21 protein-coding genes are annotated in these 24,153 nt (G+C 74.5%); 12 read left to right on the forward strand and 9 right to left on the reverse strand.

What is annotated here, in order from left to right; translation table 11 throughout:
* Positions 1–19: 19 nt before the first annotated feature.
* Both O2W18_RS05425 and O2W18_RS05430 read right to left on the reverse strand, forming a co-directional pair.
* Complete coding sequence (locus O2W18_RS05425) at positions 20–619, reverse strand: histidine phosphatase family protein (RefSeq protein ID WP_269186528.1); 600 nt, start codon at positions 617–619, stop codon at positions 20–22.
* On the reverse strand, positions 612–1,895 hold the full coding sequence (locus tag O2W18_RS05430) for an MFS transporter (protein WP_269186529.1): 1,284 nt from the start codon (positions 1,893–1,895) through the stop codon (positions 612–614). The genes O2W18_RS05425 and O2W18_RS05430 overlap by 8 nt, the downstream gene beginning before the upstream one ends.
* Before the next feature lie 168 nt (positions 1,896–2,063).
* On the opposite strand from O2W18_RS05430, the gene O2W18_RS05435 reads away from it, so the two are divergent.
* Entirely contained in the window at positions 2,064–2,918 is an 855-nt protein-coding gene (locus O2W18_RS05435; RefSeq protein ID WP_269186530.1) for an aldo/keto reductase, read from the forward strand.
* A gap of 70 nt (positions 2,919–2,988) precedes the next feature.
* Complete coding sequence (locus O2W18_RS05440) at positions 2,989–4,143, forward strand: acyl-CoA dehydrogenase family protein (protein WP_269186531.1); 1,155 nt, start codon at positions 2,989–2,991, stop codon at positions 4,141–4,143.
* 88 nt (positions 4,144–4,231) lie between these two features.
* Here the strand turns inward: O2W18_RS05440 and O2W18_RS05445 are convergent, their stop codons facing one another.
* The 5 genes from O2W18_RS05445 to O2W18_RS05465 are packed head-to-tail and all read right to left on the reverse strand — an operon-like array spanning position 4,232 to position 8,351.
* Positions 4,232–5,311: an NAD-dependent epimerase/dehydratase family protein gene (locus O2W18_RS05445; protein WP_269186532.1), complete on the reverse strand. Its 1,080-nt coding sequence runs from the start codon at positions 5,309–5,311 to the stop codon at positions 4,232–4,234.
* A 52-nt stretch (positions 5,312–5,363) separates the two neighbouring features.
* Positions 5,364–6,734: an MFS transporter gene (locus O2W18_RS05450; protein ID WP_269186533.1), complete on the reverse strand. Its 1,371-nt coding sequence runs from the start codon at positions 6,732–6,734 to the stop codon at positions 5,364–5,366.
* A 53-nt stretch (positions 6,735–6,787) separates the two neighbouring features.
* Complete coding sequence (locus O2W18_RS05455) at positions 6,788–7,621, reverse strand: alpha/beta fold hydrolase (protein WP_269186534.1); 834 nt, start codon at positions 7,619–7,621, stop codon at positions 6,788–6,790.
* Between the two features lie 49 nt (positions 7,622–7,670).
* Positions 7,671–8,114 (reverse strand): PPC domain-containing DNA-binding protein, encoded by a 444-nt coding sequence (locus tag O2W18_RS05460; RefSeq protein ID WP_269186535.1) that lies wholly within the window; start codon positions 8,112–8,114, stop codon positions 7,671–7,673.
* Between the two features lie 6 nt (positions 8,115–8,120).
* Positions 8,121–8,351: a hypothetical protein gene (locus tag O2W18_RS05465; protein WP_269186536.1), complete on the reverse strand. Its 231-nt coding sequence runs from the start codon at positions 8,349–8,351 to the stop codon at positions 8,121–8,123.
* 178 nt (positions 8,352–8,529) lie between these two features.
* Between O2W18_RS05465 and O2W18_RS05470 the strand changes: the two genes are divergently transcribed.
* The 4 genes from O2W18_RS05470 (at position 8,530) to O2W18_RS05485 (ending at position 14,991) form a co-directional block, all read left to right on the forward strand.
* The gene (locus O2W18_RS05470; protein ID WP_269186537.1) at positions 8,530–10,317 is read left to right on the forward strand and encodes a thiamine pyrophosphate-requiring protein; all 1,788 of its coding nucleotides are present in this window, start codon (positions 8,530–8,532) and stop codon (positions 10,315–10,317) included.
* Positions 10,318–10,320: 3 nt separating this feature from the next.
* Positions 10,321–13,410 carry an FAD-binding and (Fe-S)-binding domain-containing protein gene (locus O2W18_RS05475; protein WP_269186538.1) on the forward strand — a complete coding sequence of 1,030 codons (3,090 nt, stop codon included), beginning with the start codon at positions 10,321–10,323 and terminating at the stop codon, positions 13,408–13,410.
* Positions 13,410–14,540, forward strand: coding sequence for an enolase C-terminal domain-like protein (locus tag O2W18_RS05480; RefSeq protein ID WP_269186539.1), 1,131 nt, complete (start codon positions 13,410–13,412; stop codon positions 14,538–14,540). The genes O2W18_RS05475 and O2W18_RS05480 overlap by 1 nt, the downstream gene beginning before the upstream one ends.
* A gap of 64 nt (positions 14,541–14,604) precedes the next feature.
* Complete coding sequence (locus O2W18_RS05485) at positions 14,605–14,991, forward strand: DUF2267 domain-containing protein (protein ID WP_269186540.1); 387 nt, start codon at positions 14,605–14,607, stop codon at positions 14,989–14,991.
* Between the two features lie 39 nt (positions 14,992–15,030).
* Here the strand turns inward: O2W18_RS05485 and O2W18_RS05490 are convergent, their stop codons facing one another.
* Entirely contained in the window at positions 15,031–17,595 is a 2,565-nt protein-coding gene (locus tag O2W18_RS05490) for an EAL domain-containing protein (protein ID WP_269186541.1), read from the reverse strand.
* Positions 17,596–17,744: 149 nt separating this feature from the next.
* On the opposite strand from O2W18_RS05490, the gene idi reads away from it, so the two are divergent.
* The gene (gene idi / locus O2W18_RS05495) at positions 17,745–18,296 is read left to right on the forward strand and encodes an isopentenyl-diphosphate Delta-isomerase (RefSeq protein WP_269186542.1); all 552 of its coding nucleotides are present in this window, start codon (positions 17,745–17,747) and stop codon (positions 18,294–18,296) included.
* A 15-nt stretch (positions 18,297–18,311) separates the two neighbouring features.
* On the opposite strand, the gene O2W18_RS05500 is transcribed toward idi, so the two are convergent.
* Entirely contained in the window at positions 18,312–19,319 is a 1,008-nt protein-coding gene (locus O2W18_RS05500; RefSeq protein WP_269186543.1) for an ATP-binding protein, read from the reverse strand.
* Between the two features lie 133 nt (positions 19,320–19,452).
* On the opposite strand from O2W18_RS05500, the gene O2W18_RS05505 reads away from it, so the two are divergent.
* The 5 genes from O2W18_RS05505 (at position 19,453) to O2W18_RS05525 (ending at position 24,123) form a co-directional block, all read left to right on the forward strand.
* Positions 19,453–20,490, forward strand: coding sequence for a methylenetetrahydrofolate reductase C-terminal domain-containing protein (locus O2W18_RS05505; RefSeq protein WP_269186544.1), 1,038 nt, complete (start codon positions 19,453–19,455; stop codon positions 20,488–20,490).
* Complete coding sequence (locus O2W18_RS05510; RefSeq protein WP_269186545.1) at positions 20,487–21,251, forward strand: class I SAM-dependent methyltransferase; 765 nt, start codon at positions 20,487–20,489, stop codon at positions 21,249–21,251. Before O2W18_RS05505 ends, O2W18_RS05510 begins: the two co-directional genes overlap by 4 nt.
* Positions 21,252–21,295: 44 nt before the next feature.
* Complete coding sequence (locus O2W18_RS05515; RefSeq protein WP_269186546.1) at positions 21,296–22,345, forward strand: FAD-dependent oxidoreductase; 1,050 nt, start codon at positions 21,296–21,298, stop codon at positions 22,343–22,345.
* 177 nt (positions 22,346–22,522) lie between these two features.
* A complete protein-coding gene (locus tag O2W18_RS05520) occupies positions 22,523–23,494 on the forward strand; it encodes an ice-binding family protein (protein WP_269186547.1) in 972 nt (323 codons plus the stop codon).
* Positions 23,491–24,123: a class F sortase gene (locus tag O2W18_RS05525; RefSeq protein WP_269186548.1), complete on the forward strand. Its 633-nt coding sequence runs from the start codon at positions 23,491–23,493 to the stop codon at positions 24,121–24,123. The genes O2W18_RS05520 and O2W18_RS05525 overlap by 4 nt, the downstream gene beginning before the upstream one ends.
* The last annotated feature ends 30 nt before the right edge of the window (positions 24,124–24,153 follow it).

Here is a 24,153-nt window from a genome sequence, read left to right on the forward strand (position 1 = left end):
GGGCGAGGGGGTCCTTACCTCAGGGGCAGCCGGCGTTCCAGCTGGTCAGCGCAGGCCACTCGTGCTCGAACCCGAGCGTCCCGTACCGGCCGGTGGCGAGGGGGAGCAGGGCGCCCTGCTCGGGGCCGAACCCGATCCAGCGGGCGGCGAGGACCCGGAGCACGTGCCCGTGCGCCACCAGTGCGACATCGCCGTCGGCGAGCAGCGGGCGGGCCTTCTCCAGCACCCGGTCGACCCGCTCGGCGACCTGCGCCAGCGTCTCGCCGGGGGTTTCGCCGGGGACCGTGCCGTGGTGCCACAGCGACCAGGACCGGCCGACCCGCTCGCTGATCTCCGGTGTCGTCAGCCCCTCCCAGCCGCCGTAGTCCACCTCGACGAGGTCGGGCTCCAGCCGGGCGTCGATGCCGTCCTCGAACAGCCCGGCGAGCTCGGCGGTGTGCCGGGCCCGGACGAGCGGGCTGACGAAGGCGTGCCTGATCTCCCGCTGCTCGAGCACCGAGCGCAGCCGCCGGCCGTCGTCCTCGCCGGTCGGCAACAGCGGCAGGTCGGTCAGGCCGGTGTGCTGCCCGCTCGCGCTCCACTCGGTCTGTCCGTGCCGGACGACCACCAGTTCACCCACGGTGTTCCTTCCCCGCGGGAACCGGTACCGGCCCCGCCGCGGTTGCGTTCTCGGTCCGGCCACCGGCGGATGCCGTGCCGGCCACTGCCATGACGATCACGGCGCCCAGGATGACCAGCAGCGGTGCGCCCCAGCCACCGCTCGCCTCGTGCACGGTCCCGACCACCAGGGGGCCGGTCGCGGCCACGACGTAGCCGCCACCCTGCACCATCGCCGAGAGGCGACGGTTCTCGGTCAGGTCCCGGGACCGGCGCACGATCGCGATGAAGACGACCGTGATGCCGCCGCCCTGGGCGATCCCGGCCAGCGAGCACCACAGCGCCCACTGCGACGGGGCGGCCAGCAGCCCCAGCGGGAGCGCGGCCCAGACCACGGTGACTGCGAGCAGCACCAGCGACGGGCGCTTCCACCAGGCCACCAGTGCAGGCACGGCGAAGGCTCCGACGACGGCGAACACCTGGAACAGCGCGGAACTGGCGCCTGCTGCCGCCCGGGTCATCCCGTTCACGTCGGCCAGCAGAGTGGGCAACCAGGCGGTCGCCCCGTAGTAGCTGAACGCCTGGCCGGCGAAGGCCAGGGTCAGGCCCCAGGCCGCCGGCTGCCGCCAGACCGAGCGGCCGGGCGCGACCGGTACCGGCGGCGGCGGTGCGGTGCCCGCCGCCTCGGCCGCGGCGGTGCGGGCGACCTGCTGGCGCAGTGCGGCGGTCCAGACGATGGCCGCGACGACGACCAGGAGCCCCCAGGCGGCCAGGGCCAGCTGCCAGCCGACCAGGTCCGCCAGTGGTGCGGTGAGCGCGGAGGTGAGCGTGGAACCGATGTTCAGCGCAGCCGTGTAGGCGGCGGTGACCACGTTCGTGGCACCGGGGAAGTCGCGGCCGATGACGACCGGGACGACGACGTTGCCGACGGTGATCGCGAGGCCGATGACGACGGTGCCCGCGATCGCCGCCGTGGGGCTGCCCAGCGAGCGGAGCAGCGTGCCGGCGAGGACCCCGGCCATCGAGACGACGACCGCCCGGTGGACCCCGGTGCGGGCGATGAGCAGCGAGGCCAGCGGGGCGGCCAGCCCGAAGCAGAGCACCGGGATGCTGGTCAGCAGCCCGATCGTGCCGGTGGAGACCTGCAGGTCGGCCCGCATGGCGTCGACCACGGGGGCGATCGCCACCAGCGGGCCGCGCATGTTCAGTGCGACCAGGACCACTCCGGCCAGCAGCAGGAGCGGCAGGGCCGTCGTCCCGGCCCGCCCTCTCGGCTGGGCCAGCCCTCCTCGTTGCACCGGGTCACCTTCCTCCAGCCGTGGGTGCCGGTCGACGGCGGGGGACGGCGGGTGGGGCCGGTCACAGTCGACGGAGTCGGGAAGGGTCGGTCAACGGGACTGCTTGTGCACGACACGACCCGCTGGCACGGCCCGCGGGCACCGGACACCCGATGCGCAGGAGGACCCATGACGACCGCCATCACCCCGCAGACCTTCGACCTCGGTGGGGACCTGACCGTCCACCGCCTCGGCTACGGCGCCATGCAGCTCACCGGCCCCGGTGTCTGGGACGAGCCGGCCGACCGCCCGGGCGCGATCGAGGTCGTGCGGGCCGCGATCGAGGCGGGGGTCGACTTCATCGACACCGCGGACTCCTACGGCCCGCAGGTCAGCGAGCAGATCATCGCCGAGGCGGCGTTCCCCTACCCCGACGGCCTGGTCATCGGCACGAAGGCGGGCCTGACCCGGACCGGCCCCGGCGTGTGGCCGGTCTGTGGGCGCCCCGAGTACCTCACCCAGCAGGTCGAGCTCTCGCTGCGCAACCTGAAGGTGGACCGGATCGACCTGATCCAGCTGCACCGGATCGACCCGCAGGTGCCGCTCGCCGACCAGCTCGGCGCCTTCGCCGACCTCAAGGAGCAGGGCAAGGTGCGCCACATCGGCGTCTCCGAGGTCTCCGTCGACCAGCTGAAGGCCGCCCGCGCGATCACCGAGATCGTCAGCGTGCAGAACCTCTACAACCTGACGAACCGGCAGTCCCAGGACGTGCTGGACTACGCCGAGGCCGAGGGCATCGCCTTCATCCCGTGGTTCCCCATCGCCACCGGTGACCTGGCCAAGCCCGACAGCCCGGTCGCGGCCGTGGCGAAGGAGCTCGGCGCCACCCCGTCGCAGGTCGCGCTGGCCTGGCTGCTGCAGAAGTCGCCGGTGATCCTGCCGATCCCGGGCACCAAGTCGGTCGACCACCTGACCGAGAACCTGGGTGCTGCGCAGCTCACGCTCTCCGCCGACGAGATGGCCCGGCTCGACCAGCTCGCGTAGTCGTCCGCAGGACGACGATCTGCTGGACCCCCGGTCGCGATCCCCGCGCCCGGGGGTTCAGCATGTCGGCATGGACAACGATGTCTTCCGCCAGGTCAGGGACGCCGTCCGGCAGCTGGTCCGGGAGGTGGTCGTCCCCCGCGAGGAGGAGATCGACCTCGACGACCGGATCCCCGACGAGCTGCGCAGCGCCGCCGCGGAGATGGGCCTCTTCGGCTACGCGCTGCCCGAGGAGCACGGCGGCCTCGGCGTCACCATGAGCGAGGACGTCCAGCTGGCCTTCGAGTTCGGCTACACCACCCCGGCGTTCCGGTCGCTGTTCGGCACGAACAACGGCATCGCCGGGCAGGTGATCGCCAGGTTCGGCAACGAGGAGCAGCAGAAGACGTACCTGCCGCGGCTGGCGGCGGGGGAGCTGATCGGCTCGTTCGCGCTCACCGAGGCCGAGGCCGGCTCCGACCCGGCCGGGCTGCGCACCACCGCCCGCCGGGACGGCGACGGGTGGGTGATCAGCGGTGGGAAGCGCTACATCACCAACGCCCCCATCGCCGACCTCTTCGTCGTCTTCGCCCGCACCGACCCGGCCGAGCGCGGTGGCCGGGGGATCTCCACCTTCGTGGTGGACGCCAACGCCCCCGGGGTCACGGTCGGGCCGAAGGACAAGAAGATGGGCCAGTCCGGCGCCTGGACCGCCGAGGTGTTCTTCGACGACGCCCGGGTCGACGCCGGCGCGCTGATCGGCGAGGAGGGCCGCGGCTACGCCAAGGCGCTGACCGTGCTCTCCCGCGGGCGGCTGCACATCGCGGCGCTGTGCGTCGGGATGGCGCAGCGGGTGCTCGACGAGTCGGTCGCCTACGCCGCCACCGCCAAGCAGGGTGGGGCGCCGATCGGCCGGTTCCAGCTGGTGCAGGCGATGCTCGCCGACATGCACACCGAGCTGCTGGCCGCCCGCAGCATGGTGGTCGACGTGGCCGCCCGGTACGACTCGGGCGAGGACACCTCGGTCGGCCCCTCGGCCGCGAAGCTGTTCTGCAGCGAGATGGTCGGCCGGGCCACCGACCGTGCGGTGCAGGTGCACGGTGGGCTGGGCTACCTGCGGACGACGCCGGTCGAGCGCTTCTACCGCGACGCCCGGCTGTACCGCCTGTACGAGGGCACCAGCGAGGTGCAGAAGGTGATCATCGGGGGCGCCCTGCTCCGCGCCGCAGGCATGCCGCGGGGCTGACGCCGCCGCTCTCGCGCAGTTCCGGCTGCTACCGCGGTGCTGCAACGGCGCGGGAGTGCCTGGAACTGCGCGAGAGCGGCCGTCGAGGCTAGGCCGGGGTGTGGTCGGGGCCGGTGCCGGCGTGCAGCAGTGGGCCGGTGTGGCCCTGGCCCTTCCCCAGCGCGGCGACGAACTCGCGCAGCAGGTCGCCGCCGCGGTGCCGGGCGACCCACTCCAGGTGGGTGCGGGCACGCGTGGTGTCCAGCGGCGGCACCCCCAGCCCGAGGTCGAGCCAGCCGGGCTCGATCTGCAGCAGGTGCGCGAGGAACGCCGCCTGCATGCCGGTGCGCAGGACGGGGGCGGGCACCGGCACCCGCCGCACGCCCAGCGCGCCGGCCAGCCCGTCGGCGTCGAAGTTGGGCGGCGCCGAGAGGTTGAACGCGCCCGGCGCCCGGCGGTCGATGATCCGGACGATCGCGTCGGCGACGTCGTCGGCGTGCACGAAGCCGAGGTGCAGGGAGCCCGGCAACGGCAGGGGCAGCAGCTTGGCCACCGCCCCGGGCAGGGCCCGCGCGGCCGGGAAGAAGACGGGGCCGAGGAAGTACCGGCCGATCTCACTGGCCGCATCGGGCTGCAGCACCAGCGTCGGGCGGGTCACCGAGACGGTGGTGTCGGGGTGCGCGGCGTCGAACTCCCGCACGAACTGCTCGCACTGCACCTTCTGCCGGCTGTACTGGGAGCTGGGGACGCCCGTGGTGGGCCAGTCCTCGCGCACCGGGTGGGTCTGCGGGCCGGCTGCGTAGGTGCCGATCGAGGACATGTGCACCACGTGCCGGACGCCCGCGGCGCCGGCGGCGTCGAGCACCCGGCGGGTGCCCTCGACGTTGACCGCGTGCAGCAGATCCGGGTCCCGGTCGGGGGTCAACGCCCAGGCCAGGTGGACGACGGCGTCGACGCCGTCGAGGAACTCGGCCAGCACCGGCTCGCTGTCCGGGGAGCCCAGGTCGGCGCGGGACCACCGCACCCCGGCGTAGGGCTCCTCTTCCGGTGGGCGCCGGCGGGCCAGCCCGCGCACCTCGGCCACCCCGGTGTCGGCGAGGGCCCGCAGCACCGCGGTCCCCACGTTGCCGCTCGCGCCGGTGATCGCCACGGTCATGCCCGGGAGGAGTCCGCTGTTCAGCTCAGCCATGCCCCGGCGCTACCCGCACCACCCCGCCGTCACCCGTCGCCTGACCGGAGGATCAGTGCTCCGCGACCTCGGGAGCCCGATCCTCCAGCGCCAGCCCGCGGAGCTCCGGCAGGCCCCGGGTCGCGACCGCCGCCATCAGGAAGAACGCGGCGAAGGTGCCGAACACCAGGCCGGTCCCACCGGCGGCGAGCAGCGGGGGGACGCTCAGCGGCGCCGCGATCGAGGCGATCCGGCCGAACCCGGCCGCTGCGCCGGCGCCGGTGGCCCGCAGGGCGGTCGGGTAGACCTCCGGCGTGATGGCGTACAGCGCGCCCCAGGCACCCAGGTTGAAGAAGGACAGCACCATCCCGGTGACCAGCACGGCGGTCTCCCCGGCCGCCCCGGCGAACAGCCCCGCGCCGACCGCAGAGCCGACCAGGAAGGTCGACAGCGTCGGCCGGCGTCCCCAGCGCTCGATGAGAAACGCAGCAGCGGCGTAGCCCGGGAGCTGGGCCAGCGTGATCACCAGGGTGAAGCCGAAGGACCGGACCAGGGAGAACCCGGACTCGACCAGCAGGGTGGGCAACCAGATGAAGGCGCCGTAGTAGGCGAAGTTGATCCCGAACCAGACCGCCCACAGCGCGGCGGTGCGCCGCCGGGTGCCGGCGGCCCACAGCGCCCGCGGCCCGGGCGGGGTGCTGGGCTCGGGCACCGGCGAGGGCACCGCCGCGACGCCGGCCGACCGCTCGAAGCGACGTACGGCCGCCTCGGCCTCGGCTTCCCGGCCGCGGAGCTCCAGGAACCGGACCGACTCCGGCAGCCCCCGCCGGACGACGATGGCGTACAGCGCGGGGGCCGCCCCGAGCGCGAAGGCCCAGCGCCAGCCGGCGTCGCTGCGCGGCACCACGAAGTAGCCGATCAGCGCCGCGAGCAGCCAGCCGACTGCCCAGAAGGCCTCCAGGGCCACGACCACCCGGCCGCGCAGCCGCGCCGGCGCGAACTCGCTGACCAGGGTGGACGCCACCGGCAGTTCGGCACCCAGTCCGAGGCCGATGAGGAAGCGGAACACCAGCAGGGCACCGACCGACCAGGCCAGGGCCGCCGCCCCGGTCGCCAGGCCGAAGACCAGCAGGGTCAGCGCGAACACCTGGCGCCTCCCGATGCGGTCGGCGAGCAGTCCGCCCAGCGTGGCGCCCAGTGCCATCCCGACGAAGCCGATCGAGCCGATCCACGACAGCTCGGTCGGCGTGAGGGACCACTGCACGGCCAGCGCTGCCATCACGAAGGAGATGAGGCCGACGTCCATCGCGTCCAGGGCCCAGCCGATCCCGGACCCGATGACGAGCTTGCGGTGCTCCCGGGTGACGGGGAGTCGGTCCAGCCGTTCGGCCCGGGTGAGGGGGGCAGCGGTCGACGGGTGCTCGGTCCGGTGATCGGCACTCATCCTGGGCGCCTACCCCCGGGGCGCGGCGGTCTAGTCACGGCACCCGGCAGGTGTCAGCCGGCCGTGCGCACGTGCGCGGTGATCAGCTCCGCGGTCCGCTCGGCGGCGACTTCGGGGACCCAGTGGCCGACGTCCTCGAGCACCTCCAGGGCGTAGGCGGCGGTGACGAACTCGGCGGTCGCCTCGGTCGCGGCCCGGCCCAGGTAGGGGTCCTGGGCACCCCAGACGTGCAGGGTGGGCACGCTCACCGAGCCCACCGGTGCACCACCGGCGAGCGGCAGCGCGCGGTACCAGTTCAGCGCCGCGGTGAGCGCCCCCGGCTGGCGCATCCGGGCCACGTAGCGGTCGACCAGGTCGGCCGGCAGCCCGCCCTGGCCCAGCATCCGGCGCAGCAGCGCGCCCTGGCCGGCCAGCAGCGTGGCCTCCGGGACGGCGGGCAGCTGGAAGAACCCGACGTAGGCCGACCGGGCCGCCTGGTCGCTGTGCCGAAGCGCCTGGGTCATCGCCGCCGGGTGCGGCACCGACAGGGCGGTCAGCGTGCGCACCCGCCAGGGGTGCCAGGCCGCCAGCGCCCACCCCGCGATCCCGCCCCAGTCGTGGCCGACGACGTGCGCGCTGGAGAGGCCGGCGGCGTCCAGCATCGCCAGGACGTCGTCGACGACCGCCCGCAGCCGGTAGGCCGACCGGCCGGTCGGCCGGGCGCCGGGGGAGTACCCGCGCTGGTCGGGGGCGAGCGTGCGCAGCCCGGCCTGGTGCAGGGCCGGGCTCAGCCGGCCGAAGGCGCCGGCGTCCTGCGGGAAGCCGTGCAGCAGGACGACGGGCTCGCCGTCGGCCGGCCCGGAGTCGCGGACGTCGAAGACCAGGTCGCCGTTCCGGAAGGTGTCCATGCCCGGCTCACTGCCCGCTCCGCCCGGGGCTCACGCGGGGAACGGCTCCTCAGGAGGCGTCCGGGTCGATCAGCGCCAGGCCGGAGGCCGGGTCGTGCCGGCGCTGCAGGTGCCGTGCGCCGGTGGTGACCACCACCTCGAGGGTCGGGCGGGTCACCGCGCGGAGCAGGTGCCCACCGACGGTCGACCCGTCCCGGCGGCCGCACACGACGTGTGCGTGCACCTGCCAGCCACCCTCGCCGTCCCGGGTGATGTCGCCGGCCAGGGTCAGCACCTCGACCTGGTCGGGCACCGGGATCTCGGCGTACTCCTGCTCGTCGAGGTCGTAGTACCCGAGCGTCGCCGAGGAGAAGGCGCCGATGCCGGTGAAGGAGCTGCCCGGCAGGTCGTTCTCCTCGGCCCAGCCGGCGAGCCCGGCCACGACCTCGTCGTCGGTGGCGAGGACGACGGCGTGCTGCCGTGGCGGGCCGTCGGTGAGCAGTCGCGTCCGCATCCGGCGTCAGCTGCCCAGCCGGGCCTGGAGCATGGCCTTGCCCTGCTCGCCCCCCTTGCGGCTCTCGTTCTGCGCCTTGCGGAAGAACTCCGCCAGCTCGGAGTCGCCGGCGCGTTCGGCGTCCTGGACGTAGGTCTCCAGGCGCAGCGCGTTGTCCAGGCTGGCCTGGGTGAACCAGAGCAGGTTGTAGTCCTTGTCAGCGGTGCCGGTGACGGTGCCGGTCTCGTGGGTGCTCATGGCGTGGTCCTCCGTTCCGTCGGTGATGTGGACCACTTCTCCCTACCCCTTCGAACCGGATCGAACATCCGGACCGGGCTCTGTGCGCCGGCCCGGTTCCGAGCGGGTCGTCGTTTTCGGTCCCGGGCCACGGGTAGGCGGGCGAAGGACGATGAAGTCGACGCGAGGGGATCTCGCCATGAGTCGCACTGTCGCTGACGTCCTGCTGGAACGACTGCACGAGTGGGACGTCGAGAAGGTCTTCGCCTACCCGGGGGACGGGATCAACGGGATCCTGGCGTCCTTCGGCAAGCAGGACCACCTGCAGTTCATCCAGTCCCGGCACGAGGAGATGTCCGCCTTCGAGGCGGTCGGGTACGCCAAGTTCACCGGCCGCGTCGGCGTCTGCATGGCCACCTCCGGCCCGGGCGCCATCCACCTGCTCAACGGCCTCTACGACGCCAAGCTCGACCACGTGCCGGTCGTCGCGATCGTCGGCCAGACCGACCGCAGCGCGATGGGCGGCTCCTACCAGCAGGAGGTCGACCTGCTGTCGCTGTTCAAGGACGTCGCCCATCACTACGTGCACGTGGTCAACGTCCCCGAGCAGCTGCCCAACGTCCTGGACCGGGCGATGCGGATCGCGGCCGCCGAGCACGCGCCGACGGCGATCATCATCCCGGCCGACGTCCAGGAGCTGGACTACAGCCCGCCGACGCACGAGCACAAGATGGTGCCCTCGGCCGGCGTGCACACGTCCACCCCGCAGGTGACCCCCGACGACCCCTCGATCCGCGCCGCCGCCGACCTGCTGAACTCGGGGGAGAAGGTGGCGATGCTCGTCGGGCAGGGTGCCCGGGGTGCCCGCGCCGAGGTGATCGAGGTCGCCGACCTGCTGGGCGCCGGCGTGGCCAAGGCGCTGCTGGGCAAGGACGTGCTCCCCGACGACCTGCCGTTCGTCACCGGGGCGATCGGGCTGCTGGGCACCCGCCCGACCTGGGACATGATGAAGGACTGCGACACCCTGCTGACGGTGGGCTCGAACCTGCCCTACAGCGAGTTCTTCCCCGAGTACGACCAGGCCCGCGGTGTGCAGATCGACCACGACGCGAAGTTCATCGGGATGCGTTACCCCTACGAGCTCAACCTCGTCGGCGATGCGGCGGCCACGCTGCGGGCGCTGATCCCGCTGCTTCAGCGCAAGCAGGACCGGTCCTGGCGGGAGGGCATCGAGGACGGCGTCCGGCGGTGGTGGGAGACCATCCACATGCGGGCGATGACCGACGCCGACCCGGTCAACCCGATGCGCCTGTTCTGGGACCTGAACGACCGGCTGCCCGGCAACGCGATCCTCACCGCGGACTCCGGGTCGGCGGCGAACTGGTACGCCCGGCACCTGCGGTTCGGCCCGGACAACCGGGGTTCGCTCTCGGGCACCCTGGCCACCATGGGGCCGGCCGTGCCCTACGGCATCGGCGCCAAGTTCGGCCACCCCGACCGGCCGGTCATCGCCTTCGCCGGTGACGGCGCGATGCAGATGAACGGGATGGCCGAGCTCCTCACGATCGCCCACTACTGGCACGAGTGGACCGACCCGCGGCTGGTCGTGGCGGTGCTGCACAACAACGACCTCAACCAGGTGACCTGGGAGATGCGGGCCATGGGCGGGGAGCCGAAGCTCGCCGAGTCCCAGACCCTGCCGGACGTCTCCTACGCGGCCTTCGCCGCCGGGCTGGGGTTCGAGGCCATCACGGTCGACCACCCCGACCAGCTCGGGCCGGCCTGGGACCGGGCGCTGGCCGCCGGGAAGCCCGCGGTCATCGACGTGCTGTGCGACGGAGACGTCCCGCCGATCCCGCCGCACGCGACGCTGGAGCAGATGACCGAGACCGCCAAGTCGCTGTTCAAGGGCGACGAGAACGCCTGGGGAGTGGTCAAGCAGGGCGCCAAGACCAAGATCCAGGAGTTCCTGCCGCACCGGAGCTGAGCCGTGGCCACCACCGATCTCCCCGATCCGCGCACCGTGTGGCCGGCGCCCGCCGGTGAGCGGGACGTCGACGTGGCCGCGCTCGAGGCGGAGCTGGCCCGCCGGGTCGACGGCGACGTGCGGTTCGACGCCGGCACCCGGGGCGCGTACTCCACCGACGCGTCCAACTACCGAGTCCCGCCGCTGGGTGTGGTCGAGCCCCGCACCGTGGAGGACGCCGTCGAGGCGGCCGCGGTGTGCCGCGAGCACCGGGTCCCGCTGCTGTCCCGCGGCGGCGGGACCAGCCTGTCCGGCCAGACCACGAACGCCGCCGTCGTCCTGGACTGGAGCCGGCACTGCAACCGGCTGGAGTCGGTGGACGTCGACAGCCGGACGTGCGTCGTGGAGCCGGGCATGGTGCTGGACCACCTCGACGACCGACTGGCCGAGCACGGCCTGACCTGGGGGCCGCAGCCGGCCACCCACTGGACCTGCACGGTCGGCGGGATGCTCGGGAACAACGCGTGCGGTTCGTCCGCGCAGATCTATGGCAAGGCCGTGGACAAGGTGTCCCGGCTGGAGGTGCTGCTGGCCGACGGCACCCGGATGTGGGTGGGCCCCACGTCGGACGAGGAGTACGTCCGGGTCGTCCAGGCCGGCGGGCGCCCGGCCGAGGTGTACCGGGGTCTCCGCGAGCTGCGGGACGAGCACCTGGCCCAGATCCGCACCGGGTACCCGCAGATCCCGCGGCGGGTGTCCGGCTACAACCTGGACTCGCTGCTGCCGGAGAACGGGTTCGACCTGGCCCGGGCGCTGGTCGGCAGCGAGGGGACGCTGGTGACCGTCCTCCGCGCCGAGCTGCAGCTCTCCGAGCTGCCCGGGCACCGGCGGCTGGCCGTGCTCGGGTACCCGGACGTGGTGGCCGCCGGGCGGGAGGTCACCCGAGCGCTGCCCTGGGGACCGCACCGGCTCGAGGGCGTGGACGACGTCCTGCGCCGCAACCAGGCCGAGGAGGGGATGAACCCGCGGGCGCTGGAGAAGCTGCCCGAGGGGAAGGCCTGGCTGCTCGTCGAGCTCGCCGACGACGACCCCGACGAGCTCGGACGGCGGATGGACGGGCTGGTCGCGGACGTCTGCGGGGCGCCGGAGCCGCCGTCGGTCCTGGTGCTCGACGACCCCGGGGAGCAGGCCGATCTCTGGGCGTTCCGGGAGGCCGGGCTGGGCGCCACGGCGCACCCGCCGACCGGGCGTGACACCTGGCCCGGCTGGGAGGACTCCGTGGTCGCGCCGGAGGACCTGGGGTCCTACCTCGCCGACCTGCGGGACCTGCTGGACCGGCACGGGCTGACCCCGGCGTCGACGTACGGGCACTTCGGGCACGGGTGCGTGCACCTGCGCATCCCGTTCGAGTTGGGTTCCCCCGGCGGTGCCGCGGGATACCGGTCCTTCCTGGAGGAGGCCGCGGACCTGGTCACCCGGTACGGCGGCTCGCTGTCGGGCGAGCACGGCGACGGGCAGGTCCGGGGTGAGCTGCTCGCCCGGATGTTCCCCCCGGAGCTGATCGGCGCCTTCGAGCAGGTGAAGCAGCTCTTCGACCCGGAGAACCGGATGAACCCGGGGAAGGTGGTCGTCCCGCGGCCGCTGGACGCCGACCTCCGGGTCACCCCCGACTACCCGGCGTGGGAGCCGGAGGTCACGTTCGGCTACCCCGAGGACGGCGGGTCCTTCGCCCAGGCGGCGGCCCGCTGCGTCGGCGTCGGCAAGTGCCGGGCCACGCTCGGCGAAGGAGCGGAGGGCGCCGTGATGTGCCCGAGCTACCAGGTGACCGGCGACGAGAAGCACTCCACCCGGGGCCGGGCCCGCCTGCTGTTCGAGATGCTCCGCGGCGACCTGATCCGGGACCGGTGGCGCTCGACCGCCGTCCGGGACGCCCTGGACCTCTGCCTGGCCTGCAAGGGCTGCAAGAGCGACTGCCCGGTCGACGTCGACATGGCGACCTACAAGGCGGAGTTCCTGTCCCACCACTACGCCGGCCGGGTGCGCCCACGCACGCACTACTCGCTGGGCTGGCTGCCGCTGGTCGCCCGCGTCGCGGCGCTGGCTCCCGGGATCGTGAACGTCGCGACCCAGACGCCGGGGCTGCGCCGGCTCGCGCAAGCGGCCGGCGGGCTCACCCCCGAGCGGGAGCTGCCGCTGTTCGCGTCCGAGCGGTTCACCCACTGGTACCGGGAGCGCGGACCGCGCGGGGACGGCCGGCGCGGTGAGGTGCTGCTGTGGCCGGACACCTTCACCGAGTTCTTCCACCCGGCCATCGGCCGGGCGGCGGTCACGGTGCTGGAGGACGCCGGCTTCCGGGTGCGGCTGCCGGAGCAGGAGCTCTGCTGCGGGCTCACCTGGATCTCCACCGGCCAGCTGGGCGTGGCCTCCCGGGTGCTGCGGCGCACGGCGCAGGCGCTCGGCCCCGCGGTGCGGGACGGGGTGCCGGTGGTCGGGCTGGAGCCCAGCTGCACCGCGGTCTTCCGGGCCGACGCGCCGGAGCTCCTCCCCGAGGACGAGGACGTGCGCCGGCTCGCCGAGAGCACCCGGACCCTCGCCGAGCTGCTCACCGAGCGGGCCCCGGACTGGTCCCCGCCGCCGGCCGAACGGACGGCGATGGTGCAGACCCACTGCCACCAGCACTCGATCATGGGGTTCGACGCCGATCGCGAGCTGCTGGCCAGGGCCGGGTTCGACGCAGACGTGCTGGACTCCGGCTGCTGCGGGCTCGCCGGGAACTTCGGGTTCGAGCAGGGCCACCACGAGGTCTCGATGGCGTGCGGTGAGCAGGTGCTGCTGCCGGCTGTGCGGGAAGGCGATCCCCGGTCGGTGGTGCTGGCCGACGGCTTCAGCTGCCGCACGCAGATCGAGCAGGGCGACACCGGACGGCGCGCGGTGCACTCCGCGGAGGCGCTGGCCGGCCTGGTCGAGGGGGCGCGGCTGGCCGAGCACCCCGAGCAGGTGCTGGCCGACCGGCCGCAGCCGCCCGGCCGGGTCGCGCAGGGCGCGGTGCTGGCCGCCGCGGCCGGCCTCGCGGTGGCTGCTGCGGCGGCGGGACTGCGCCGGGTGCACGGCTGATGCCCGCGCCACCGGGGAAGCGCGGGACGCCGTCGGACCCGCGGGTCGACGCGGTGGAGGTCGCCGTCTACCGGCTGCCCACGGACCGCCCGGAGGCGGACGGGACGCTGAGCTGGGACGCCACCACCGCCGTCGTGGTGCATGCCTCCGGCGGCGGCAGCACCGGGGTCGGCTGGACCTACGCCGACGCCTCGGCCGCGGCGGTGGTCCGCGGCCTGCTGGCCGAGGTGGTGCTGGGCTGCCCGGTGCTCGACCCGCCGGGCGCGGCGTTCGACATGGCGCGGGCGGTCCGGAACGCCGGCGCGCCGGGCCTGGTGGCGATGGCGATCTCGGCGGTCGACGTCGCCCTGTGGGACCTCAAGGCGCGGCTGCTCGACGTCCCGCTCGCCGGCCTGTTGGGTGCGGTGCGCCCGGACGCCGCGGTCTACGCCAGCGGCGGCTTCACCAGCTACGACGACGACGCCACCCGCGACCAGCTCGGCGGCTGGCTGGCCGCCGGCCACGACCAGGCGAAGATCAAGATCGGTGAGTCGTGGGGGACGGCGGTGCCCCGGGACCTCGCCCGCACCCGGCTGGCCCGCGAGGTGCTGGGGGACGACGTCGCGCTGCTCGTCGACGCCAACGGTGGCTACACCGTGAAGCAGGCGGTCCGGGTCGGCCGGGAGCTCGACGGCCTCGGCGTCGTCTGGTTCGAGGAGCCGGTCTCCTCCGACGACCTGGCCGGGCTGCGGCTGGTCCGCGAGAGCCTGGACTGCGACGTCGCCGCCGGGGAGTACGGCGCCCGGCTGCCCGACTTCGCCGCCCTGTGCGGTGCCGGTGCGGTCGACTGCCTGCAGGTGGACGCCAGTCGCTGCGGCGGCGTGACCGAGTGGCTCCGGGCCTGCGCGGTGGCCGCCGGGCACCAGCTGGAGGTATCGGCGCACTGCGTGCCCACCCTGCACGCGCACCTCGGGCCGGCGACGCCGAACCTGAGGCACCTGGAGTGGTTCCACGACCACGAGCGGTTCGAGCGACGGCTCTTCGACGGCGTCGTCGAGCCGGTGCGCGGGCGCGCCCGGCCGCCGGGCGACGCGCCCGGGCTCGGGCTCTCGCTGCGCACCGAGGACGTCGAGGACCTCCGCATCGGCTGACCGGTGCGGTTCGGCGCCCCGCGGACTCGCGGGCGCGTCATCCGAGGAACGAGGAGGAACGACCATGCAGGAACACGAGTTCGTCTCCGCCGTGCAGCAGTCCGCCGGCATCCCCGACCACGAGCACGCCCAGCAGGCGGTCCGGGCCACCCTCAGGGTGCTGGGCCAGCGGCTGTCGACCGAGGCGGCCGACCTGGCGGCGCAGCTGCCGGGGGAGCTGGCCGGCGCCGTCCCGACCGACGGGTCGGTCGAGCGCTTCGACCTGGTGGAGTTCTACCGCCGGGTGGCCGAGGCCGAGGGGCGGGGCTGCACGCCCGAGCAGGCGCGTCAGCACGCCCGGGCGGTCACCGCGGCCCTCCGGGAGGCAGTGGGAGCCGAGTACCTGCACGTGCTCGACCAGCTGCCCGCCGACTACGGCGACCTGATGCACACCGAGAACGCCCAGCACTGACCGGGCGGCCCGCCGGCCGCCGAGCTCACCGCACGCGGCTCAGGCCGTGGGGGCGGGGGCCGGCGCCGGCTCGGGCAGGACGTGCGAGAAGACCGACGTCGGCTCCCCGGCCTGGTCCCGGACCACCGAGACGCGCACCAGCACGGGCACCTCGCTGCCGTCCGCGTGCCGCAGGCGGGTGGAGAGCTCGGTGACGCCGATGAACTCGGTGAACAGCCGGCCGACGGCGGCCCGGCCGTCCGCAGGGGTGAGGTCCTGGACGCGGCGGGCGGCGAGCGCCTCGGTCGTGGTGCCCAGCAGCGCCGCGAACGCCTTGTTCACCCGCACCAGCGAGCCGTCCATCCGGGTCAGCGTCATCCCGATCGGGGCGTCGTCGAACGCGTGCCGGAGCATCAGCTCGCTGTCGGCCAGGTCCCGCCGTGCCTCCACGGTGGCGGTGACGTCCCGGGAGACCGACAGCACCTCCCGCACCGTGCCGTCGTCGGCGGCCAGCCGCCGGGTGTCGCTCTCCAGCCAGCGGACGCTGCCGTCCCGGTGCAGGACCCGGTGCACGCCCATGCCGGTGGCGAACCGGGCAGCGAGTTCGGGGTCCGCGCTGACCCGGGCGGCGTCCTCGGGGTGCATGAAGTCGCCCACGGACATGCCCACCATCTCCTGGGGCAGCCAGCCGAGGATCGGCCCGCTGCTGGCCGAGGCGTAGGTGATGACCCGCGCGGGAGTGGTCACCAGGACGAGTTCGTCGTTGCCGCCCAGCGGCAGCACGGCGTCGGTGGCCAGCGGCTCGGCCAGTGCCCGGGAGGTGAGCAGTGCAGCGAGCCGGGGCGAGGCCGGCTCCGGGCGGCCGAACAGCCAGCCCTGCGCCGAGTCGCAGCCCATCGAGACCAGCTGCTGTGCCTGCTCGGCGGTCTCCACTCCCTCGGCGCAGACCCGACGGCCCAGGCTGTGCGCCGCCTCGATGACCAGCCGGACCAGCACGGCGTCCGCGGTGTCGCTGGCGACCCGCTCGATGAAGGAACGGTCGATCTTGACCAGGTGCACCGGCAGGGCGCGCAGCAGCGTCAGCGCGGAGTGCCCTGCCCCGAAGTCGTCCAGCGCCAACCGCACGCCGAGGTCGCGCACCTGGGTGAGCCGCGCCGCGGTGGCGGTGAGGTCGGTGATCGCCGCGGTCTCGGTGATCTCCAGGCACAGCCGGTCCGGTGCCAGCCCACTGTCGTTCAGCGCCTGCGTGACGTCGTCGATGAAGCCCCGCTGGGCCAGCTGGACCGGGGAGACGTTGACGGCCACGGTCGGGGGCAGCCCGGAGGGTCCGGCCGGCCACCCGGCGGCCTCGCGGCAGGCCGTCTGCAGGACCCACCGCCCGAGGTCGACGACCAGGCCGGTCTGCTCGGCGAGCGGGATGAACTGGTCCGGGGCCACCCGGCCGAGCTCGTCGTCCTCCCAGCGGGCCAGCGCCTCCACCCCGGTCACCCGGCCGGACGGCAGCGTGACGACGGGCTGGTAGTGCAGGGAGAGCGAGCGCGACTCGATCGCCAGCCGCAGCCGCCGCTCCATCCGGTGCCGGGCACGCACCGCGTCGGTGGTCTCGGCGTCCTCGAGCAGCTCCGTACCGAAGTGCGCCACCCGGCCGCGGCCCAGTGACTTCGCCCGGAGCAACGCCAGGTCAGCGCGGTGCAGCAGCTCGTCCGGCGAGTGCACCTCCGCCGTGCAGCCGGCCACCCCGACGCTCGCCCCGAGGCTGACCAGCTGCTCGGCGTCCCGGTCCGCGTTCCGCGGGGAGACGACGAACGGCGCTGCCGCGGTCAGCACGATCCGCTCCGCGAGCGCGGTGCTCTGCGCGGTGGTCAGCGGCGGCGTCAGCAGCGCGAACTCATCGCCGTTGAGCCGGACCACCAGGTCCTCGCTGCGGGCGACGGTGCGCAGCCGCTGCGCGAAGTCGGTGAGCACGTCGTCCCCGGCCGCGTGGCCGAGGTGGTCGTTGATGTCCTTGAACCGGTCGAGGTCGATGACGAACAGCACGGCCGAGGAGCCGGGGCACACCGCCTGCCGCAGCCGTTCGAGCAGGAACAGCCGGTTCGGCAGCCCGGTGAGCGGGTCGTGCAGGGCCTGGTAGGCGTACTCCTGGGCGAGCTGCTCGAACACGGCGGTCACCGGTGCGACGCCCAGCCGGCCGTCGGGCCAGGAGACGAGCACGCCGTCGAGCAGGTCCTCGCCCGCGGCGCGCCGGTGGATGACAGCGGCGGCCGCACGGCCGACGGGGCAGTCGGCGGGGTACCGCAGCGTGTCCGGCGGGGCGGCGTCCCGGACCCGGCGCCGCTGCTGCAGCAGCCGGCCGTAGCCCAGCCGGCCGGTCATGGACAGCTCGAACCAGGAGCGGCTGACCAGCACCGGTTCGCCGGGCCCGTCGACGACGATCCAGCGGAGGGCGGCATCACGGCGGAAGAGCGCGTCGACCGAGGACATGGTGGCGCCCTCCGACACCCGGTGGACGGGCTGCGCGAGCTCGCGGAGGGTCCCGCCGGCGTCGACGCGGCCCAGGTCGGCGGAGAGCGCGACCTGGAGGGCCACGTCGGGGACGGCGACGATCGATGCCGTGGTGCTGCTCATCCGTGCTGGTCCTCTCGGGTCGCCTGCCGTGGTGACGCGGTCAGTGTGCAAACGATTGCTCAGCGTGACGATGCGGCCTCACCCGTCCGAGGCGGTCCCGATCGGAACCCGTACGCGCGCAATGCGCGCCCGTCGGGGACGATGGAGGCGTGGTGGCATCCCCGACGGCAGAGCTGATCGTGCTGGTCGACGAGGACGGGGCGGAGATCGGCACCATGCCCAAACCGCTCGTGCACACCGGCGAGACGCCGTTGCACCGCGCCTTCTCCGCCTACCTCTTCGCCGACGACGGTCGGCTGCTGGTCACCCGGCGTGCACAGGACAAGGCCACCTTCCCCGGGATGTGGACCAACACCGTCTGCGGGCACCCGGGGCCGGGGGAGGGCGACCTGCAGGCGATCGCCCGGCGCGCCCGGTACGAGCTCGGGGTCGACGTGACCGACCTGCGTGCGGCGCTGCCCTCCTACCGCTACCGGGCCGAGTTCCGAGGCGTCGTGGAAAACGAGATCTGCCCGGTCTACCTGGGCCGGTTCGCCGGCACGCCGGCGCCCGAACCCACCGAGGTGGGGGAGTGGGAGGTGGTCGACTGGGCCACCTTCCGCGCCCGGCAGGAGACCCAGCAGTACGACGCGTGGTCGCCCTGGTGCCGGGAGCAGGCCCGGCTCATCGAGGCCGCCGGCCTCGTCCCCGCCACCGGCTGACCAGGAGGCGGTGCTTCAGCACGCGTTGACGACCAGGCGCACGGTGCAGCCGTCGCCGGACTCGTCGGCCGGCGCCGCGGTCAGGCTGTCGACCGAGCGGCGGGCCAGCCACAGGCCCATCCCGCCGACCGCCATGTCCCCGTGCGCCGGGCCGTAGCCCACCAGCGGGTCGTCGAAGGCGGTGCCCCGGTCGGTGACCGCGCACAGCAGCCGTTCCGGGGTGCACCACAGCCGCACGTCGACCGGGGGGACGCCGTGCTCGGAGGCGTTGGCGGTGATCTCGTCGATGGCGAGCACGAAGTCCTGTGCCGCGTCCGGGGACAGTGCGCTGTCGGCCAGCACCTCGTGCAGCGCCCGGCGCAGGGCCCGCATGTCGTCGAGGTCGACCATGGCCAGCGTCGGCTCGGTCTCCTCCAGCGGGTCGGGGACCGTGGCCCGCTGGACCTCGCGGAGCAGCTCGTCGGGTGACCGGAACGCCGGGCTGCGGACGACGCCGTCCTCGGTCAGCAACCAGGGGTGGGTGGCCGCAGCGACGGCGTCGACGTCCGGACCGCCCTCGGCCGTCGGGCTGAGCAGGCACACGTGGTCGACCGGCCGTCCGGCGAGCACGTGGTTCAGCAGCGCCTCCGTCTGCACCCACACCGCCGGATCGGCCTCGGGACCGCCCGGCCCGGTCACCAGGTGCAGCCGGCGTCCGGCGCCGGGCGCCCGTTCGTCGACCAGTCCGGCGATCGCCGCGAGCACGGTCGGCGGCCGGTCGTCGATCCGCTGGGTCGGGGCGACGTGCACGTCACCAGCCCCGCGCAGGGCCCCCACCAAGGCATTCGCCACAGCCTCGGGGCAGGCGACCACCACCGGCTCTCCGGCGGCCAGCGCCTCCCGGAGCACCGGGCCGACCACTCCGGTCAGGTCCTGGCCCGGCCGGAGCACGTGCCCGATGTGCCGGTACCCCTGCTGCGGGACCGCCTGCTGCTCGACCCGCTGGTGCTGGGACGTCTGGTGCTCCTCGTTGCGCTGCGTCACGGGACCACCTCCTCGTCGTCTTCTCCGACTCACCGCCAGTGCCCGAGGAGCGTGATCGGGACACATCGGGGCCGGCCCGACACCAGCGGCGGCTCGGGGTTTGGGCCGGCGCACGCCGGGTCAGCGACCAGGAATGGGTGCAGCGGAGCAGACGGGCACCGCCGAGGAGCGGCCCGGCTGCCCCAAGCGGATGGTCTTCGGGCCCTGCGGTGGGGTGCGGGACGACGGGAGCTGCGAGCTGGCGGCACACCCGTGCGTCTTCCTCGAGCCGCCGCTGCCGCGCTGGACCGGCCCGGCGCTGCCGGCCCCGCTGCCGTCCCCGGGTGGGTTGCTGGAGCGGGCGCGGACCGGGCCGGTGGTGCTCACCGACCTGACGGTGCGCCCGTTCGACCCGGCGTCGGTGCAGGCGGTCGTGGCCGCGCTGGCCCCGGTCAGCGACGGCCTGCTCATCGGGGAGCACCAGAACCGGCCCGACCTGCCGCCCACGCTGATGGCGCAGGAGGTGCTGGCCGCCGGGGGCCGGCCGTGGACGACGCTGGCCTGCCGGGACCGCAACCGGGTCGTGCTGGAGCAGGAGCTCGCCGGTCTCGCCGCGGTGGGGGTCGACGGGGTGCTGTGCGTGACCGGCGACGGCCGCGGCCCGGGCGTGCGGCCCGGGGCCAGCTCTGTGTTCGACCTCGACGGGACCCGGCTCGCCGCACTGGCCGCCGCGGCCGGGCTGACCGCGGCGGTGCCCGAGTCGCCGGACGCACCGCCCGTGCCCCTGCGCCCGCAGCGGGTGGCCGAGAAGGAGCGCGCCGGAGCCCGGCTGTGCGTGCTCAACCACGTGGCCGGCCCGGCGCGGCTCGCCGCCTTCACCGCGGCCGCGCGGGCCGCCGGTGCGACCCTGCCGTTCGTCGCGTCGGTCGCGGTCTACACCGACGAGCGGTCGGCGCGCGTGCTGCAGGCCTTCCCCGGCCTGCACCTCGACGACGCGGCGGTCGAGCGGGTGCTCGCCGCGCCCGACCCGGTGGCCGCCGGCATCGAGACCGCGGTCCGGGAGGCCCGCACCCTGCTCGCCGTGCCGGGGGTGGTGGGGGTGAACCTGTCCGGGCTGGCATCGGCCGGTGGGCCGGCCGCTGCCGCCGCAGTCAAGGCCGAGGTGGCCACCAGGATCCGGGAGGGCACGTGAGCGAGATCGCCAGCGAGGCGATGGAGTCGGAGTTCGGCACGGTGGCCGGCTGGACCGAGGAGGCCGTGCGGGCCTTCGGCCCGGAGCACGCCGTGCCGGCCGGTTGCCGGGGCAGCGGCAGCGCGGGAGCGCTGCGCTGGCTGGCCGACTCGCTGGCCCTCCGCCCCGAGGACCGGGTGCTGGACGCCGGTGCCGGGGTCGGCGGCCCGGCCGGCTGGCTGGCCGCCGACCGGGCGGTGCGGGCGGTCTGCGCCGAGCCGATGGCCGAGGCGGTGCACGCCAGCCGCACGCTGTTCGGACTGCCCTCGGTGGTGGCCCTGTCGCAGGGGCTGCCGTTCGCCGATGACTCCTTCGACGCCGCCTGGACCCTCGGCGTGCTGTGCACCACGGAGGAGAAGCCGGCGATGCTCGCCGAGTTGGCCCGGGTGCTGGCGCCCGGCGGCCGGCTCGGGTTGCTGGTGTTCGTGGCCGAGGCGCCGCTGCCGCCGCCCCTGCCCGAGGGCAACAGCTTTCCGAGCCCGGCAGAGGTGGACGCGCTCCTGAGCCAGGCCGGCTTCTCGGTCACCGGCCGCGCCGACGCCGACCTCGCCGACAGCCCACCGGAGTGGCAGCAGCGGGCCGATGCGGTCGACGCCGAGGTCCAGCGCCGGCACGGGGAGGACCCGGCGTGGGCGCAGGCGCAGGAGCAGTCCCGCCGGGTGGGCCGGCTGCTGGGTTCGGGGGCACTGCGCCCCCGGCTGCTCACCGCCGTCCGCGCCTGATCGCCGCCGGGCACAGCCGCGGGGATCGTGGTGTTGCAGGGGGCGTGCACAGCGACGTCGTGGTGATCGGAGCCGGTCAGGCCGGGTTGTCGGCGGCGTACGCGCTGCAGCGGGCAGGCGCGGACTCAGCCGTCCTGGACGGGGACGCCGGGCCGGGCGGCGCCTGGCAGCACCGCTGGCCCTCGCTGCGGCTGGACGCCGCCCACCGGATCCACCCGCTGCCCGGACTGGGGCTGCCCGACGCCGACCCGGCGGCACCGGCCAGCCAGGTGGTCGCCGACTACTTCGCCGACTACGAACGGCGCTTCGCCCTGCCGGTGCACCGGCCGGTCGGCGTCCGTTCCGTCCGGCGCACCCCCGGCGGTTTCGCCCTGGACACCAGCGTGGGCGAGTGGACGGCGCGGGGTCTGGTCAACGCCACCGGCACCTGGACCCGGCCGTTCTGGCCGGCCTACCCCGGCCGGGAGCTCTTCGGCGGCCGGCAGCTGCACGCCGCCGAGTACCGGGACGCCGAGGAGTTCCGCGGCCGGCACGTGGTCGTCGTCGGCGGCGGGACGTCCGCGGTGCAGCAGCTGATCGAGATCAGTGCGGTCACCAGCACCACCTGGGTCACCCGGCGGGAGCCGGTCTGGCGCACTGGTGGGTTCGACGAGGACGCCGGCCGGGCGGCGGTGGCGCTGGTCGAGGAACGGGTGCGCGCCGGTCTGCCCCCGGGCAGCGTGGTCGGTGTGACGGGGCTGGTCGAGACCCCGGCGGTGCTCGCTGCGCGGGCCCGGGGCGTGCTGGACCGGCTGCCGGTGTTCGACCGGCTCACCGCGGACGGGGTGGTCTGGGACGGTGACCCGGGCCGCTTCGTGCCGGCGGACGTCGTCCTGTGGGCGACCGGGTTCCGGCCGGCGCTGGAGCACCTGACGCCGCTGCAGCTGCGCGCACCCGGTGGCGGCATCGCGATGGACGGCACCCGCGTGGTCGCCGAACCGCGGCTGCACCTGGTGGGCTACGGGCCCTCGGCGAGCACGATCGGGGCCAACCGGGCCGGCCCGCGCGCCGTACGGGAGCTGCTCCGGACGCTGCGGGACGACGTCGCGGCCTGAACAGTTCTTGCCGAAGCGGGCGGGCGGATCCGTCACCCATTGGGGCTACAGAAAGTAGTTCCTCGATCACGCCTCGGTACTGTCGGGGTGAGGGCACTTCGAGCGTCGGCATCCACGTCGACGACGTCTTCAGCGCACCGCGAGCCCGACGCCCGCGTCGGAGACAGGAGCGCCGACGTGGCGTCGGTCCCCAGCACCATCCCCAGCCCCACCCGCCGGACACGTCGTCTCGGCGTCGCGGCGACCAGCCTGGTCGCGGTCTCCACCTTCGGCATGCTCGCCGGGTTGACCGGTACCGCACAAGCGGCCACCGCTGTGCCGCTCGGCGCCGCGGAGAGCTTCGCCGTCCTGGCCGGTGCCGGCATCACCAACACCGGAGCGACCACGGTCAGCGGCGACATCGGCAGCTACGCCACGACGACCATCGACGGCGGGATCACCCTGGCCCCGGGCAGCACCGACCACGGTGGCGACTCCGTCACCCAGGACGCCAAGACCGCGTTGACGAACGCGATCACCATCGCGGCCGGTGCCACGCCCCAGACGAAGGTCACCGACGGCACGCTGGGCGGGCTGGACCTGCCCGCCGGCGTCTACAACTCCACCGGCTTCTCGTTCGACCTCACCGGGACGCTGACCCTCGACGGCGGGGGCAGCTACGACTCGGTGTTCATCTTCCAGGCGACCAGTGACCTGATCACGGCCGGCAACAGCACCGTGGCGCTCACCAACGGCGCGCAGGCGTGCAACGTCTTCTGGCAGGTGACCAGCTCGGCCACGCTCGGCGGCAACTCCGACTTCGTCGGCACCGTCCTGGCCGACACCGCGATCACGCTGGGCACACTCGCCCGGGTGGAGGGGCGGGTCCTGGCCAGCACCGCGTCGGTCTCCCTGGACACGAACGTGATCACCCGGCCGGACACCTGCCTGACCGGACCGGTCGTGCCGGTGGCGAACCCGACGCCGACGAGCACTCCCGCACCCACCGCGACGCCGGCACCGACCGCCACGCCGACGGACACCCCCGCACCCACCGGCACGACGGCTCCGCCCACGTCGTACGGCCAGGTGGGCCGGGTGCCGGTCGGCTCGGTCGACACCGGTGACGGCAGCACCGCAGACGTCCCGCTGGCGCGGCCGACCCGGTGACGGCTCCCGGACGGCGCCGCTCCTGGTCGACCCGGGCGCTGCTCGCCGTCGTCCTGACCGTCCTGGCGGTCACCACCAGCGGCTGTGCCGGCTCCGCGCCGGGCGCCGCGCCGGCACCGACGAGCACGGTGGCGCCGGACACCGTCGCGCCGGCCGCCGCCCTGCCCGCCGTGCTGGCCGCGTCCGTGCCGGTCCGGGTGCAGATCCCGGCCATCGGCGTCGACTCGGAGCTGATGGACCTGGGGCTGCAGCCCGACGGCACGCTCGAGGTGCCGCCGTCCGGCTTCCCGGCCGGCTGGTTCACCGACGCGCCCACCCCGGGTGAGCGCGGGCCGGCCGTCATCGCCGGGCACGTCGACTGGGCAGGCTCCCCGGGGGTCTTCGCCGAGCTGGGCGACATGGTGGTCGGAGACGAGATCGCCGTGCAGCGGGAGGACGGCAGCACCGCGCTGTTCCGGGTGACCGAGGTCGGGCAGTACCCGAAGGACGAGTTCCCGACCGCTGCCGTCTACTCGGACCTGGACCACGCAGGGCTGCGCCTCATCACCTGCAGCGGCGAGTTCGATCCCGCCGCGCACAGCTACCTGGACAACACCGTCGTCTTCGCCGACCTGGTGCCGCCGGCCTGACCCGTGCCGGACGGTTGCCGGGTCTCCGGA

This window comes from Modestobacter sp. VKM Ac-2983 (assembly GCF_026967885.1).
Taxonomy (GTDB): Bacteria; Actinomycetota; Actinomycetes; order Mycobacteriales; family Geodermatophilaceae; genus Modestobacter.

Bases quoted from the DNA above. Each gene is read 5' to 3' on its own strand.
- O2W18_RS05480 (WP_269186539.1), top strand. From the start codon at position 13,410: ATGCCCGCGCCACCGGGGAAGCGCGGGACGCCGTCGGACCCGCGGGTC.
- O2W18_RS05455 (WP_269186534.1), bottom strand. From the start codon at position 7,621: ATGGACACCTTCCGGAACGGCGACCTGGTCTTCGACGTCCGCGACTCC.
- O2W18_RS05485 (WP_269186540.1), top strand. From the start codon at position 14,605: ATGCAGGAACACGAGTTCGTCTCCGCCGTGCAGCAGTCCGCCGGCATC.
- O2W18_RS05505 (WP_269186544.1), top strand. From the start codon at position 19,453: ATGGGTGCAGCGGAGCAGACGGGCACCGCCGAGGAGCGGCCCGGCTGC.
- O2W18_RS05435 (WP_269186530.1), top strand. From the start codon at position 2,064: ATGACGACCGCCATCACCCCGCAGACCTTCGACCTCGGTGGGGACCTG.
- O2W18_RS05440 (WP_269186531.1), top strand. From the start codon at position 2,989: ATGGACAACGATGTCTTCCGCCAGGTCAGGGACGCCGTCCGGCAGCTG.
- O2W18_RS05490 (WP_269186541.1), bottom strand. From the start codon at position 17,595: ATGAGCAGCACCACGGCATCGATCGTCGCCGTCCCCGACGTGGCCCTC.
- O2W18_RS05445 (WP_269186532.1), bottom strand. From the start codon at position 5,311: ATGGCTGAGCTGAACAGCGGACTCCTCCCGGGCATGACCGTGGCGATC.
- O2W18_RS05460 (WP_269186535.1), bottom strand. From the start codon at position 8,114: ATGCGGACGCGACTGCTCACCGACGGCCCGCCACGGCAGCACGCCGTC.
- O2W18_RS05450 (WP_269186533.1), bottom strand. From the start codon at position 6,734: ATGAGTGCCGATCACCGGACCGAGCACCCGTCGACCGCTGCCCCCCTC.
- O2W18_RS05465 (WP_269186536.1), bottom strand. From the start codon at position 8,351: ATGAGCACCCACGAGACCGGCACCGTCACCGGCACCGCTGACAAGGAC.
- O2W18_RS05470 (WP_269186537.1), top strand. From the start codon at position 8,530: ATGAGTCGCACTGTCGCTGACGTCCTGCTGGAACGACTGCACGAGTGG.